This is a genomic window from Lacrimispora sp. (genome assembly GCF_031982545.1).
In the GTDB taxonomy this organism is placed as follows: Bacteria; Bacillota; Clostridia; order Lachnospirales; family Lachnospiraceae; genus Lacrimispora.
The window spans coordinates 1-14,553 of record NZ_DALYXB010000010.1; the positions used below are offsets into that span (position 1 = coordinate 1).

15 protein-coding genes are annotated in these 14,553 nt (G+C 43.5%); all 15 read right to left on the reverse strand.

All coding sequences use genetic code 11. The annotated features are described in order from the left end of the window. Window positions 1–98: 98 nt before the first annotated feature. On the reverse strand, window positions 99–518 hold the full coding sequence (locus ABS301_RS16845) for a twitching motility protein PilT (RefSeq protein WP_104437445.1): 420 nt from the start codon (window positions 516–518) through the stop codon (window positions 99–101). 89 nt (window positions 519–607) lie between these two features. Beyond that, window positions 608–1,576: a D-alanyl-D-alanine carboxypeptidase family protein gene (locus ABS301_RS16850; RefSeq protein WP_502877978.1), complete on the reverse strand. Its 969-nt coding sequence runs from the start codon at window positions 1,574–1,576 to the stop codon at window positions 608–610. Between the two features lie 15 nt (window positions 1,577–1,591). Beyond that, a complete protein-coding gene (gene mgsA, locus ABS301_RS16855; protein ID WP_097004165.1) occupies window positions 1,592–1,987 on the reverse strand; it encodes a methylglyoxal synthase in 396 nt (131 codons plus the stop codon). Window positions 1,988–2,003: 16 nt separating this feature from the next. Next, entirely contained in the window at window positions 2,004–3,128 is a 1,125-nt protein-coding gene (locus tag ABS301_RS16860) for an FtsW/RodA/SpoVE family cell cycle protein (RefSeq protein ID WP_349673336.1), read from the reverse strand. A gap of 2 nt (window positions 3,129–3,130) precedes the next feature. Next, window positions 3,131–3,409 (reverse strand): cell division topological specificity factor MinE, encoded by a 279-nt coding sequence (gene minE, locus ABS301_RS16865; protein WP_104437448.1) that lies wholly within the window; start codon window positions 3,407–3,409, stop codon window positions 3,131–3,133. An 11-nt stretch (window positions 3,410–3,420) separates the two neighbouring features. Beyond that, entirely contained in the window at window positions 3,421–4,212 is a 792-nt protein-coding gene (gene minD, locus ABS301_RS16870; RefSeq protein ID WP_349673337.1) for a septum site-determining protein MinD, read from the reverse strand. Window positions 4,213–4,247: 35 nt separating this feature from the next. Then, window positions 4,248–4,913, reverse strand: coding sequence for a septum site-determining protein MinC (locus ABS301_RS16875; protein ID WP_349673540.1), 666 nt, complete (start codon window positions 4,911–4,913; stop codon window positions 4,248–4,250). A gap of 20 nt (window positions 4,914–4,933) precedes the next feature. Beyond that, a complete protein-coding gene (locus ABS301_RS16880; protein ID WP_349673338.1) occupies window positions 4,934–7,798 on the reverse strand; it encodes a penicillin-binding transpeptidase domain-containing protein in 2,865 nt (954 codons plus the stop codon). Next, a complete protein-coding gene (mreD, locus tag ABS301_RS16885; protein WP_502877979.1) occupies window positions 7,791–8,309 on the reverse strand; it encodes a rod shape-determining protein MreD in 519 nt (172 codons plus the stop codon). Before mreD ends, ABS301_RS16880 begins: the two co-directional genes overlap by 8 nt. Before the next feature lie 14 nt (window positions 8,310–8,323). Further along, entirely contained in the window at window positions 8,324–9,253 is a 930-nt protein-coding gene (gene mreC / locus ABS301_RS16890; RefSeq protein ID WP_349673340.1) for a rod shape-determining protein MreC, read from the reverse strand. Then, window positions 9,254–9,949 carry a RadC family protein gene (gene radC, locus ABS301_RS16895; protein WP_349673341.1) on the reverse strand — a complete coding sequence of 232 codons (696 nt, stop codon included), beginning with the start codon at window positions 9,947–9,949 and terminating at the stop codon, window positions 9,254–9,256. Window positions 9,950–9,998: 49 nt separating this feature from the next. Further along, window positions 9,999–10,250: a DUF4321 domain-containing protein gene (locus ABS301_RS16900; protein WP_104437455.1), complete on the reverse strand. Its 252-nt coding sequence runs from the start codon at window positions 10,248–10,250 to the stop codon at window positions 9,999–10,001. Between the two features lie 90 nt (window positions 10,251–10,340). Further along, window positions 10,341–11,621 (reverse strand): methionine gamma-lyase family protein, encoded by a 1,281-nt coding sequence (locus ABS301_RS16905; RefSeq protein WP_349673342.1) that lies wholly within the window; start codon window positions 11,619–11,621, stop codon window positions 10,341–10,343. 3 nt (window positions 11,622–11,624) lie between these two features. Next, on the reverse strand, window positions 11,625–12,578 hold the full coding sequence (miaA, locus tag ABS301_RS16910; protein ID WP_349673541.1) for a tRNA (adenosine(37)-N6)-dimethylallyltransferase MiaA: 954 nt from the start codon (window positions 12,576–12,578) through the stop codon (window positions 11,625–11,627). Continuing rightward, complete coding sequence (gene mutL, locus ABS301_RS16915) at window positions 12,575–14,548, reverse strand: DNA mismatch repair endonuclease MutL (RefSeq protein ID WP_349673343.1); 1,974 nt, start codon at window positions 14,546–14,548, stop codon at window positions 12,575–12,577. Before mutL ends, miaA begins: the two co-directional genes overlap by 4 nt. Window positions 14,549–14,553: the final 5 nt, after the last annotated feature.

Genomic DNA, 14,553 nt, shown 5'->3' on the forward strand with positions numbered 1-14,553 from the left:
GTAGGGTATGCTCAGGACTTTCACCTGTAAGAGTTCGCCCATGCTGGGCGAACAATAATAAAGGGGACTGGCACCCAGTCCCCTATTCCTATCTATGATTATAATGAAACAACCACATTAGCCCTGGTGTTCCCCGGTATATTCTCCGCATCTACTGAAACGCTGAGAACGAAGGTAATATGATACTTTTCACCAATCTTTTCCAAAGTCGCTATCGTTTCTGATATGTCTTCTCCTTCCAGACATGCCAGCTTTAAAAAGCTGTCAAAGAACATCATCTCCAAATCATGATCCTGAGATATGATACCACAGATAAAACCAATAAATCCTTCGCTTGAAGTAATTGGATACTCATTGACGTTAATGAGGCGGATCTTGTTGCTTAACTCATACATGTGCTTTGAACTTTTGTCCAAATATACAATAGAACCTTTTGAGTCTTTTACGGCGGAATTAGCTCTGTCTAACAGATGCTTTGTTTTCCCCTTACCCTTTTTCCCTGCTATTATCTGCACCATAGCACTCTCCTCCTTGCGTTATATGATTTGTATAAAAAGTCTATTCAGATTAATATAATTATAGTACAAATTCATAAGAAAGGCAATCACTATTCTACAATTTTATTCAGGATATTTGACATGTTATCATATAGTCCGGCATGATCTCTGGCTTTTAAAACCACTGAGATATACTCTTTTTTTGATGAATCAGTACTTCCCATAATCAGGCAGCTTCCTGCCGAAAGAGTGGTCCCTGTTTTACCTCCCAATAACGTTAGTCCATCAGGAATCTTGCGTTCTCCCGTCATATACCAGTTGGTACCTTTCCAGGTTGCGCTTACTGTCTTCCCGTCACCGCCCTGATAAGAGGTTTTATATTCAGCCGTACCGATAATTTTACGAATTTCCGGATACTTCAAAGCTTCATTAAAAATCAGATACAGGTCGTACGCCGTGGTATAGTGATCTTCATCACTGAGACCATGTGGATTTACAAAATGCGTCCCTGTCGCTCCCAGCTTTTTTGCCTCGTCATTCATCATTTGAGCAAACTGATCAACACTTCCCGCCATATTAACTGCAATGGCAACACCTGCATCATTACCAGATGGAATCATAAGACCGTACAGAAGCTGTTCCATGGTCAGCTTATCTCCTGGTTTTATACCACATAAGCTGGCACCTGACTCTTTAATTACAGCATCTTTCGTCACTGTCACCTCATCGGAAAGATTTCCGTACTTAACAGCCAAAAGTGCAGTCATCGTCTTGGTAATGCTCGCGGGATATAATTTTTCAAAAGGATTCTTCGCAAAAATCACATTATTATCAGATAAATCAAATACAGCGGCAGCTTCTGCTGTCACTGAACTATCCGAATCAGCAGTATCTTTCGATACCACGCAAAGATCATGAGCAAAGGTTTCCGACTTACCAGCCACAGAAGCGGACTGGTAAAGGGCGGTCCTCTCAGAAAATTCATAAGGATTGTCAAGTTTATGAAGACCAGCACAGCCCGTCAGGAATAATGCGCTTAAGATGATGCAGCCTGATGTCACAAAAACTTTTCTTTTCACTTATATTTACCTCTGCTATTTATACATCTCTCGCCATTCCAGATCGCCGCGTTCCAGAGATTTAATTAATAACTCTGCTGTGGCCAGATTGGTTGCAAGAGGGATATTATGCATATCGCAGGTTCTCATAATATTCACAATATCCGGTTCATGTGATTTCTGTGTCAGAGGATCTCGCAGGAAGATCACAAGGTCAATCTCATTGTGCTCGATCTGAGATCCCAACTGCTGTTCTCCTCCCAGATGACCTGCCAGATATTTATGAACATTTAAGTTTGTGACTTCCTCAATCAAACGTCCTGTTGTTCCTGTCGCATATAACATATGCTTACTTAAAATACCTCTGTACGCAATGCAGAAATTCTGCATCAGTTTTTTCTTTGAATCATGGGCAACTAATCCTATATTCATAACGATATACCTCCTTTTAATTACCGATTTTGCGTTGCAGTCCAACATTCAGTACCAGGCCCATTCCCATAAAAATACTGGTTAAAGAGCTCACTCCCGAGCTGACAAAGGGAAGCGGCAGACCTGTATTAGGAAAGATCTGTGTCGCCACCGCGATGTTAGAAAAAGCCTGGAACCCGATCAGGGCTGCCATACCGGTGCAAATCAGTCTGCCGGACATGTCTTTTGCTTTGGATGCAGTATAAAGACATTCAAATACAACCAGTCCAATAAGAGCAATGACAATCACACTGCCTCGAAATCCCATCTCTTCACCGATAATGGCGAAGATAAAATCCGTTTCACCGGCTGATAAAAAGTTTCCGTCTTTCACAGAAGCAATGGTTGTATTAAAAAGTCCCTTTCCCTGAAGCTGTCCGGAACTGATTGCCATAATTGAATTCTTTTGCTGGTATAAGTTTTCCGCATACTGTTCCGCATGAGGATAAATCCACGCAAGTATACGCCGCGCCTGATAATCGTGTATGAACGGAATTAAGCCCTTAGTCAGCAGATAGATAAACAGCATACCTGCCGGTATTGCAATAGCCAGAACGCCACCAATCCACCGGTAACTGATACCGGCTGAAAACACCATACACAGTATGATGACTGTAACAACCAGACTGGTAGATAAATTGGGTTCTGCAAAGATAAGACCTATGGGGAACGCCGCCAGCAAAGCAGCCAGTCCCACCATAACAGGCGTATTCATCTTTTCCTGGTATTTATTCCAATACCAGGAAAAGAATACGATAAGCCCGATTTTTACAAATTCAGAAGGCTGAATCCGACCTAATCCAGGAATGTAGATCCATCTGGTCGCACCTCCTGCTGTATGTCCCATGACAAGAACTGCTCCCAGTAACAGGATGCAAAGTCCATAAACCAGAACATAAAGCTTTACTAATTTACGATAGTCTATGATGGAAAGACCGATTGCCAGTGCAAATCCCACCATTACGCCAATAATCTGTTTTGTTACAATACCGGAATCCTGGTTGGAGGCACTTGCCACCACTAAAATTCCAATCACTGCCAGCGACAGCATGTACAAAACTAACCGGTAATTATAATATTTAAAATTGTAGTCAGAAAACATAGTCAGTATATCCCCTTATCAGGTACATCGCGAATAGGGATGTTTGCATAAAGCACCGGTGTAAAGCGTTCACAATCCGGTTGCTTTAATTTCTTCATCTGTATCTCTATTCTGTCGGAATCAATATCCATGTAACGTGAAACAACACGGATCATATCGTCTTTTATCATCTGCATGATCTCAGGAGAACAGTCAGCCTTGTCCGCAACCAGCAAAAGTTTCAGACGATTTCTTGCAATTTCTCCTGAATTCTTCTTACGGAAAACAGGAAACAGGTTCATATCAGACCCTCCTATGCTCTCTTTAAGAGATGCGAGAGTCGAAAGAAAAGACCTTCCCGTACTGCCGGATTCTGGATCGGGATATTCTCACCGATAATTCTCCTGCATACGTCCATATAGGCCTGTCCGGCTGGAGTCCCCATGCCTACAAGAGGCTCTCCCTGATTGCTGGAAATGACAATATCCTCGTCATCCGGAACAGCACCGATAATATCAATGGCCAGAATGTCCATGACGTCATCAAGAGACATCATATCTCCCCTTTTTACCATATCAGCCCGGATCCTGTTAACAATCAGATCTATGCTGCCCATATCGGCAGCTTCCAAAAGACCAATAATCCGGTCTGCGTCCCGGATTGCGGACACCTCCGGAGTTGTTACAACAATGGCTCTGTCAGCACCTGCAATTGCGTTCTGAAAGCCCTGTTCAATTCCCGCCGGACAATCTAACAGAATGTAATCAAAATCATCTCTTAAATCATCCACCAGTTTTACCATCTGCCCGGGTGTAACTGCGGTCTTGTCCCGCGTCTGGGCTGATGGAAGTAAAAATAAATTCGGGTATCTTTTGTCTTTAATCAGGGCCTGCTTCATACGGCAGTTTCCCTCTACCACATCTACAAGATTGTAGACAATGCGGTTTTCCAGACCCATAACCACGTCTAAGTTCCGAAGTCCGATATCTGTATCTATCAGGACTACCTTCTTACCCAGAATCGCCAGTCCGGTACCAACATTGGCAGAAGTTGTCGTCTTGCCTACCCCGCCTTTTCCAGAAGTGATTACGATGATCTCACTCATACCATATCCTCCTGTTTTTTATACCTCATTCTATTTTACCTTAATTTTCGGAATATTTCCACACTTTTTTTCATTGGTTTTATAAGGACTTTATTATTCTCCAGATAAGCCTTCATTGGTCCGCGCCCAAGACGGCGGCTTCTGCCGTCCAGTCCTGAAGTACAGTCTGCAATCCGCAGCTGGGAAGGTGCCATTTCCAGGGCTGTAATCAGTGCGCCTTTATTCCCTGCCACACCTGCACAAACGGTGCCGGCCAGTTTTCCAAGAACAATTACATTGCCCTTTGCCAGGACTTTTGCACCCTTTAATACATCTCCGATGATTACAATGCTCGCTTCTGATTCCAAAGTCTCTCCATTTTGTAAATTGCCTTTAAAAAACTGTCCCGTCTGGCAGGATAGTTCCATCAGCTTCTCATTCAGTGCTTTTTCACATCGCTTCATGCGGTTTGCATCTGTATCCACCAGACAAATGATTTCCACATTGGAATTTTCCGTAATCTGGTTTATGATAGAGAATTCTTCCGCAGGAGTAACCTCTCTGCCTTCAATTGTCAGAGTCATTTGTGCGGATCCCCAGAATTTGGCATGATCTCCGAATTTCTTCCCAATATCAGAAAGAAGTTGAGGGAAGGGGATGTCCGGATCCAGGATAACAGTCATACCTGCTTTGTTGCTTTTTATTACTACGGTATCATGCATCATATCACCTCTTATCCTCGTTAGTCGCGAATGTTGACCTTTGCTGCATCCAGGGCGCCTGCGTTTACAATGGATTCTAAGTCTATATAGCCATAATAATACTTATAGACATTCTTCGCAATGTTAGCAGCGTTCGATGATGAATAGCCATACGGAATATTCACTGTTACACAGATTTCCGGATTGTCATATGGCGCATAAGAAATGAAGAACGCATGATTCGGCTTATTGCGGGCTTCCTGTGCAGTTCCAGTCTTACCGGCAATTTCCACTTCCAGATCCGCAAATAATCTCTTAGTCGAACCGTTAGCAATCACTTCTCTCATTCCCTGTTGTACAGTATCCCACGTTGAGCCCGCCGCGTCAATATGAGAAGAAATCTCAGGGGTATAATCTTTAATCAGATTACCTTCAGAATCCGTTGTTTTATCAAGTAAACTGAGTTCAAAAACAGTTCCCCTGTTTGCTATGGCAGAAACATACCTTGACAACTGGACATTGGTATAAGCGTGGCTTCCCTGTCCCATGGCGGAACGTTCCGGCGCTTCTTTGGAAATCTGTGGATCCAGCTCGCCAATCTCCACACCGGATTTGTGATCCAGTCCAAATTTTGCTGCATAGCTTCGCAAAACCTCCAGTCCTAAATCCGGAGAATAAATTCCGTTTTCATCTGTAGAAAGACGGTGGCCTAAATCTGCAAAGAAATAGTTACAGGAGTTTTCGATTCCGCCAACAATGTTAAGCGGACCATGCTGGCCGGAATAGATCCAGCACTTGATGGGAGGTTCCACGTCAGTGTAAATTCCGGAGCAGTTAATGGTTTCATCGGCGGTGATCGCATGCTCTTCAAGAGCAGCAACTGCTGTAATCGGTTTGAACGTGGACCCCGGTGCTTTTCGCGTCTGTGTTGCATTATTATAAAGGGGGAGGGATAAATCCGCCTGAAGCTGGCTGAAATAAGAGCCATCCCCGATCCTGTTATTATCGTACCCCGGATAGGATACCAGCGCAAGTACTTCTCCGGTTTTATCATTGGTCACTACCACTCCTGCATTACAGGGGGACAGGGCTAACTGAGCAGGAGTAATCTCCAGGGCAGACAGCTTTTTTAAAAGAAACGTATATGCATCTCCAGTGGCTTTTAATTCGGCAATGTCCTGTTCATTCTCCTTTATCACACCCTGATCGTATAAAGCCAGACATAATTCCTGTCCGGTTATGGTATCATTATTGATTAAATACCGGTAGATCTTCTTGGTAAAGCTTCTGTCCTGTTCCAGCTTGCCTGACACATAAGTTACCAACGCTTCAAAGGTATCATCTGCGCTGGAATACTTGACGTCTGTTTCCAGTTTCGTGGTGTCAATCCAGCCGTTTGCAATTCCATAATAAAGATAATCCCTCAGGCTTATTTCATCTATTTTCCATGCCTGGAATTCATCACTGGCTGCATCTATGGCCTCGTCTTTTATAATTCCCACAGTCGGTTCGGAGAGATAACTGTAAATATAAAACATATAGGCTTTCATATCTTCCGGAAGATTTTTCATAACTGTTGCATTAGGACTCATCAGTTCACTGCGAAGTTCGTCTAATATCTCTTTCCTTGAAGCCTCATACTTCCGGTATATGTTCTTTTCCGTATCTGACGCTTCCTCTGACTCAATCTCCTTTAAAGACAGGACATTGTTATTGATCAGCTGAAAATAAGCATCTTTTACTGGAATCTTCATATTGGATCCGTCTGTTGTGCTGTTCGCCTGGTAATCTCCATTTACAATGGTTTTGATCAAGACCCCAGCGAGAGACTGTTCGATCAAATGGTAGATACCTTTTTGCAGATCTGCATCCAATGTTAAGTAAACATCATTGCCGGCAAGAGAATCCGTCTCATCCTTGGTTTCCCGGATTCTTCCCACACTGTCTTTATAAATGGTCTTTTTTCCCTTGGTTCCCTGAAGCTCATGCTCCATGGTATACTCAATGCCTGTCCGCCCTACAATATCGTTGATATCATAGTCATCTTTCCGGCTCTGTAAATTTTCCAGCTGTTCCTCTGGAACCTTTCCTGTATATCCGATAACAGGGGCAAAGGGAATACTGTTGTTATAAGCCCGGATTGTGGTCTCTTCCACGGTAACTCCCTGCAGATCCCCGATATGTTCCAGGATATCGGCTACCGTATCGTCTGATACTTCTGTGGCCACCGTAGTTGCTTCATACTTTCGGTACAGCATGAGACGAAGGGCATATTTAATATTAATAATATCCAGTGCCTCCCGATCAGTCAGGGCAACGGGGTTCCCGTCTGAATCTTTTAAACTCCTTAATCCGTTATCTTCACAGATTCGTTCAAACAGTTCCCTGGCACTTAAATTGGAAGGATAGAGACCTTTTGCATCATCTAAGTCCTCTACCTTCTTCAGTCCGTAATAATCCCTCAGAAAGCGTTTTCTTGCAGTTTCAGAAGAAGAGGTATAAACCATATCGCCATTGGCATCAACGGCTATTTCAAATTTACCCTCTACGTTTTCTCCATGCTTATTAAGAATCTGCACCAGTCTTAAATACATGCGGTTTTTATCATCTGTTTTTTTATAGGCACCGTTATCCTGTACCATAACCGTGTAAGCCAGTTTATTATATGCCAGCACCTTTCCGGTTCTGTCATAGATGTTTCCTCTTGTGCCTGCAGTGGTAATGGTCTGCTCTGTAAGCTGCAGGTAATCGCTTAAGGCTTTTTCTCCATTAATAATCTGCATATTAAAAAGTGTATGAACCAGTCCGGTATACATGGCCAAACAGATGATTCCAAGAATAAAAAGACGGGATGAAGCAGCTTTCCTGAATACATCTCTTATAATCTCCATTAAATCCCTAAACAATCGTAGAATCACCTCTTTTTTCAATCTCTTCCAAATGGCGGTTCATAATCAGGAATACCCTGTAAAGCAGAAGCGTGGTCACAACAGTAAAGATAATCTCAGGCAAAACCAGATTAATAAAGTAAAAACCGATCCGTAATTTTTGTCGAATTAAAAAACGGAACACATAGATATAAAAATTATAGGCCAGTTCATTCAGCACACTCATAATTAATGGCAGTGTTATATAATCTTCATAGTAATATCTGGTACAGATTCCGTTGACGTAGCCCATAAAAATAAAAATCAGGGTATAAAATCCAAAGGGGCCGCTGTAAAACAAATCCATAAGAAGACCTGCTAACAGACCATAGTACATTCCAGCTTCTTTCCCATGTATGAATCCAAAAGAAAATGTGAGAATTAACAGCAGGTTGGGTGTAGCCGATAGAAACGGAAGCAGGGGAAATATACAGTTTTGGATGGTAAATGCCAGTATAATAAGCAGTACGTTGAATAAAATCCGTCTCATGTTACTCCTTTTCACTATTGGGAAGCGCTTTCGCTCTCTGCAGCCTGGGTTGACTGGGCTGTGGTTTCTGCAGTGTCTCCTCCTTCTGCAGCCGGAGCAGACTCCCCTTCCTTCATCATATCAGCTTTCAACTGGGTTATTACAAGCACCTCCTGAAGGCTGCCAAACTCTGCGGCAGGAATTAAATAACCGGATTTAGTCACATTGTTGGTATCGTTGGTGATATCGGAAGCATATCCCACTAAAATTCCAGGCAAATACACAGAACTGATATTGGAGGTTACAATCTTATCTCCGTCTTTTAAATCGCTGTCTTTTAATATGTTGGTAATTCTTAACCTGCCATCTTTAAACAGGGTTAAGTCACCGGCAACGATACAGCTGTCACCAGACTGCATTGCCATACCGCTGACCCGGCTGGAGTCATCGATAATGGACCGTACCGTAGCATAATTGGCACCTACATCGGTAACAATGCCCACAAGACCGCCGCCTGCCACCACATTCATATCTGTGGCGATTCCGTCCTTCGAACCTTTGTCAATTCGGAACACTTTAAACCAGTTGCTTGAATCGTTGGCAATGACTCTGGCGCCCACTTTTGTATACTGGCCATATTGCTGATCCAGACTGTAAAGTTCCCTTAATCGTTTTAACTCAAACTCCTCTGACTGCAGCCTGGTGTTTTCCTCAGTCAGCTGGTTGATAAGATCTTTCATATCTTTATTTTCAATCATTGCATTCCTGAGTTTGGAATAATCCCTGAACTCATCGTAAATAGCCGACCCCACCGAATTAACTCCGGACTGTACGGGGATGAGAACATATCCCACGCCTGTACGCAGCGGCGTAAGCCACTCATCATGAACGGATGTCAGTCCGATGAGCAGGACACAAAAAACTGTTAATGCAATCAGAATATATTTACTGCGTTTTGGTTCCATCTATACGATTCCCCGTTCTTTTAAACTGATATAGGAATTATCTCCTATAATAATATGATCTAACAGTCTGATGCCAATTAAATCTCCTGCTTCCTTCACCCTGCGGGTAATAGAAAGATCCTCTCTGCTGGGCGCCGGATCTCCGCTTGGATGATTGTGTACCAGAACCAGGCTGACTGCATGATATCTGACCGCCTCAATGAAAATCTCTCTGGGAGAAACAACGGAAGTGTTCACTGTCCCCTGAGAGATCATAATGTCCTTAATAAGGGCACCTTTTGTATTTAAGAGCATGACAAAAACCAGCTCCTGCTCTCTGTGGCGCATATCCTCCACAAAATAATTTACAATATCCTGCGGACGATGGAAATCGGTTCCTTTTAAACTTGCCGTCCGCTTCCAGATTCGTTTGGACAGTTCTCCAATGCATAATAACTGGGCGCCTTTCACACGGCCGATTCCCTTAACCTGCATCAGTTCCTGCATGGAAAGATGTAAAAGCCCTAAAATACCCTCCCGCGGATAGTTTAAGGCCAGTATCTTTTGTGCCAGTGCAAGAGAGTTGTCCTCTCTGGAACCTGTCCGGATAATAATGGACAGAAGTTCTGAATCACTTAAACCTTCCGGTCCTTCTCTCAGACATTTTTCACAGGGTCTTTCATCCTTTGGGATGTCTTTCATCGTTATACGTTCCATATGCCTCCTACGGTTACTCTCCAGGTACGCAATAGACATATGTAGAATCTCAAATCAATCGATATGTTACCAGAGCTGCAGCCATTCCAATAATGCCGCCCATGGTAATTTTAATGTTAATGCCGAAGGTTATGACCAGAACACCAAAATTAACAATTAACGGAGCATCAAACCCAAATGACTGACCAGCATTCAGCCAGGAAAGCCATGGGATTGTCTTAGTTAAATCTCCGACAAAGCCGCCAAGTACAACACCGGCAAGCATAAGAAGAAGCATTACCCAGTAGTTTTTACCTCTCATCTGTTATGATACTCCTTTTTGTTTCCTGGCAGGATTGCCCATACCTGTCAAAATATTTTAGCATAATTTTACAGCTGTGTACACCCTTTTTTACAATACAATCAAACCTGCATCAAGAAGCTTCTGGAGTGACATTAATATTCCAAGCTTTGCGTGATACCAGGTAAGACCGCCCTGAAAATAAACTGCATAAGGTGGTTTAATTGGCGCATCCGCACTTAATTCAATGGAAGATCCCTGCACAAAAGCCCCGGCTGCCATAATGACAGGGGCATCGTATCCGGGCATATCCCATGGCTCCGGAGTAACGAAGCTATCCACCGGTGCGGCCGCCTGGATTCCCTGGCAGAAAGCAATTACACCTTCCGGATTGCCAAAGGTGACTGCCTGTATAATATCATGACGTGACTGGCTGCCGTCAGGTACAACCGGAAAGCCCAGGCTCTCATACACATTGGCTGCAAAAACAGCTCCCTTTAACGCGCCTGCTACTACAGTAGGAGAAAGAAACAGACCCTGATAGAACGACTGATTCAGTCCCAGACTGGCTCCCACTTCTTTTCCAAGTCCGGGCGCAGTGAGACGGTAAGACGCACGGTCAATACAGTCGGTTCTTCCTGCAATATATCCGCCGATAGGAGCGAGACCGCCGCCGGGATTTTTAATCAGGGATCCAACAATCATATCGGCTCCCACATCAGAAGGTTCCATGCGCTCCACAAATTCACCATAGCAGTTATCTACCATACAGATGACTTCCGGCTTGATTTTTTTAATAAATGTAATCAGCTCGCCGATCTGTGAAACTGAAAATGTGGGACGGGTATCATATCCCTTGGAACGCTGTATGGTAACCAGGCGTGTTTTTTCGTTAATTGCTTTTTCAATGGATGTATAATCAAAGGTTCCGTCGGGAAGAAGGTCTACCTGACGGTATATAACGCCGTATTCTTTCAGGGAACCAACACTCTCCCTGATTCCAATCACTTCCTCCAGAGTATCATAGGGTTTTCCGGCAGGTGATAACAGTTCATCTCCAGGACGAAGGTTTCCGGATAATGCGATAGAAAGTGCATGAGTTCCGCTGATTAGATTCGGTCTTACCAGCGCACTTTCCGTATGAAAAACACTGGCATAAACCGCTTCCAGCGTATCCCTCCCCAGATCGTTGTAACCGTAACCAGTCGTTGCAGCAAAATGAATGTCACTGACCCGGTTTTCCTGCATGGCTTTAATGACTTTCATCTGATTAAATTCTGCATTTTTATCAATCTCTTCAAATCTGGCTTTTAATTTTCCTTCAATTTTTGTTCCAAAATCCAGCACATTCCGGCTGATCCCAAGCTCCTCATATATACTGTCAACTTCCATGATCTAATCGTTCTCCAATCCAATGATCTCATTTGTGTCCTGCACAATCTTTTTTAACACCTGTTCTAAGTCATAGTCAAATTCAGGAAGGTATAAATCCCTGACTTCCCGTTCCCGTTTAAACCAGGTGATCTGCCGTTTGGCAAAATGTCTGGTATCCCGTTTCAGGATATAAACCGCCTCCTCAAGAGTACAGTCTCCCTGAAGATAATCCAGTATTTCCTTATATCCCAACCCTTGCATGGACACCATATTTCTGGTGCATCCCATTTTCTTCAGCCTTTTTACTTCTTCAACCAGGCCCTGTTCCATCATTAAATCCACCCGCCGGTCAATTCTCTGATACAAAGTCTCCCGGTCCATGGTTACAGTATAGTAAAGGAAATCATAGGGGGAAGCTTTTTCCCTCTCCCTGCGGTTATGTTCTGAAATCTTTTCTCCTGTCTGCCGGAAAAACTCAATGGCTCGGATTACCCGCTTCCTATTATTGGGATGAATTTCCCCTGCAGCATCGGGATCCAGCTTTTGAAGCAGCTCATGTAAATATTCGCCGCCCTTTTCGTTTCCCAACAGTTCCAGTTCATCCCGAATGGAGAAGTCTTCCCCGTTATCGGTAAAATCAATATCGTAAAGAAGTGCCTGAATGTAGAAACCGGTACCGCCTGTCACAATAGGAATATTTCCATGAGAGTAAATTGTATTCACCGCATCCTTGGCCATTTTCTGAAAAACTGCAACATTAAATTCCTCATCCGGATTTAAGACATCTATTAAATAATGGGGAACCCCTCTTTTCTCTTCTTCTGTGATCTTGGCAGATCCAATGTCCATATGGCGGTAAACCTGCATGGAGTCTGCACTGATAATCTCCCCTCCGATTGCCCGTGCAAGACGAACGGACAAGTCAGTCTTTCCTGCAGCGGTAGGACCGGTAATAATAATTAGTGGTTTCATCAGACAATCCTCTTAAATTTCTTTTCTAGTTCATACCTGCTCATGGAAATGATGGTCGGTCTTCCATGGGGGCAGGCATAGGGATTTTCCAGTTTCAGAAGCTGGTCAATCAGTTCATTGGCTTCTGCTGCTGATAGGGAATTTCCTCCCTTTACTGCCGCTTTGCAGGACATGGAAGCCACCTTTTCATAAATAATACCCGGATTGTTAAATGACATATCATCAGACAAACCGTCAATCATTTCAATCAGAAGTTCTTTTTTTGCAATGGAAAAAAGATTGGCCGGCACCCCTCTTACTGCAAATTCTCTCCCCCCAAACGGTTCTATTTCAAAGCCCATATCTGTAAAAACGGATAAATGCCGGTTCAGGAGAAGTTCTTCATTCCGGTTTAAGGTCAGAATAATGGGAGGATTGATTACCTGGGAAGTATATTCCCTGGTTTTAAGTGTTGCCATGGTTTTCTCATATAAAACCTTTTCATGGGCCGCATGCTGATCAATAATATAAAGCTGGTCAGAAAATTCCACCAGCCAGTAAGTATCAAATACCTGACCGATTAATTTATGTTTTTTGCGGGACTCTGCTTCTAACAGCTTACCGTCAAACAAATCCAGCTGTTCTGCTTTTTGTTCCCGTTTTTGCTCCTGCTTTTGTTCCTGTACTGAATCATGTATCATTTCACTTTGCTTCACAGGCTCCGGCTGGTTCACAGAACGAATTTCTTCTGACACGGAAGCCTGTGGTGCAAGCCAGTTTTCTTCCAGCGTATTTGCTTCTTTCACAGCTTCAGGCTGGGGAGGAATCAATCGTTTTGGAAAAGGGATTCCGTCAGAAAGCTTTTTTTCCTGAGAAGCAGCTGTCTGGTTTAACGCCATCAGTCTGTGATTTTCAAAAGGCTCCGGTGTGGGCTGGAACTTCTTTCCAGGCATTGCTTCTTTCGTTTCTTCCCCTCTTTTAGCCAGACTGACCTCCGGTATCAATTCTTTGTGGGCAAGAGCATTGGCCACCGCCTGATAAACCATATGGTAAATCACTTCTCCATCACGGAAACGAAGTTCCATCTTGGTAGGGTGAACATTCACATCAAGCAGTTCCGGCTCTATGGTAAAATGAAGCATGGTAAACGGATACTTGTGCTGCATCATAAACGGCCGGTAAGCTTCTTCAATGGCCCGTGAAATAATACTGCTTTTAATAAATCTTCCATTGATAAAATAATTCTCATAATTGCGGTTGCCTCTGGCAATCACCGGTTTTCCGATAAAACCATGGACGGTAACCTCTCCCTTTTTTACGGAAACTTCTAAAAGGTTAGAGGCAATTTCTCTGCCAAACACCGTATATATAATATCTTTCAGATTATGGTTGCCGGAGGTGTGAAGCTTGTTCTGATTGTTCTGTATGAAACGTATGGATACCTCCGGGTGGGATAATGCCAGCTTTTCTACCAGATCAGCCACATGAGCACCTTCCGTAACCGGAGTTTTTAGAAACTTCTTCCTCGCCGGAGTATTAAAAAACAAGTTTCTGGCAATGAAGGTAGTTCCTTCGGGAGCCCCGATTTCTTCCATAGAACGTTCTGTCCCGCCTTCAATCTGATATCTGGTACCGGTTAATCCCACACTGGTTTTCGTAATAATTTCCACCTGGGAAACAGATGCAATACTGGCAAGTGCCTCACCGCGAAAGCCTAAGGAGGATACAGTAAACAGATCCTCAACGGATTTAATCTTACTGGTGGAATGGCGCAGGAAAGCAAGGGAAACCTCTTCCTTTGGGATACCGCAGCCATTATCCGTCACACGGATAAATGTGGTTCCCCCTTCTTTGATTTCCACTGTAACTGCTGTTGCCTTTGCATCTATTGCGTTCTCCAAAAGCTCCTTTACCACAGAAGCAGGGCGCTCAACCACTTCTCCTGCTGCTATTTTATTAATCGTGTTTTGATCCAGTACGGTTATATTTGCCATGGCAC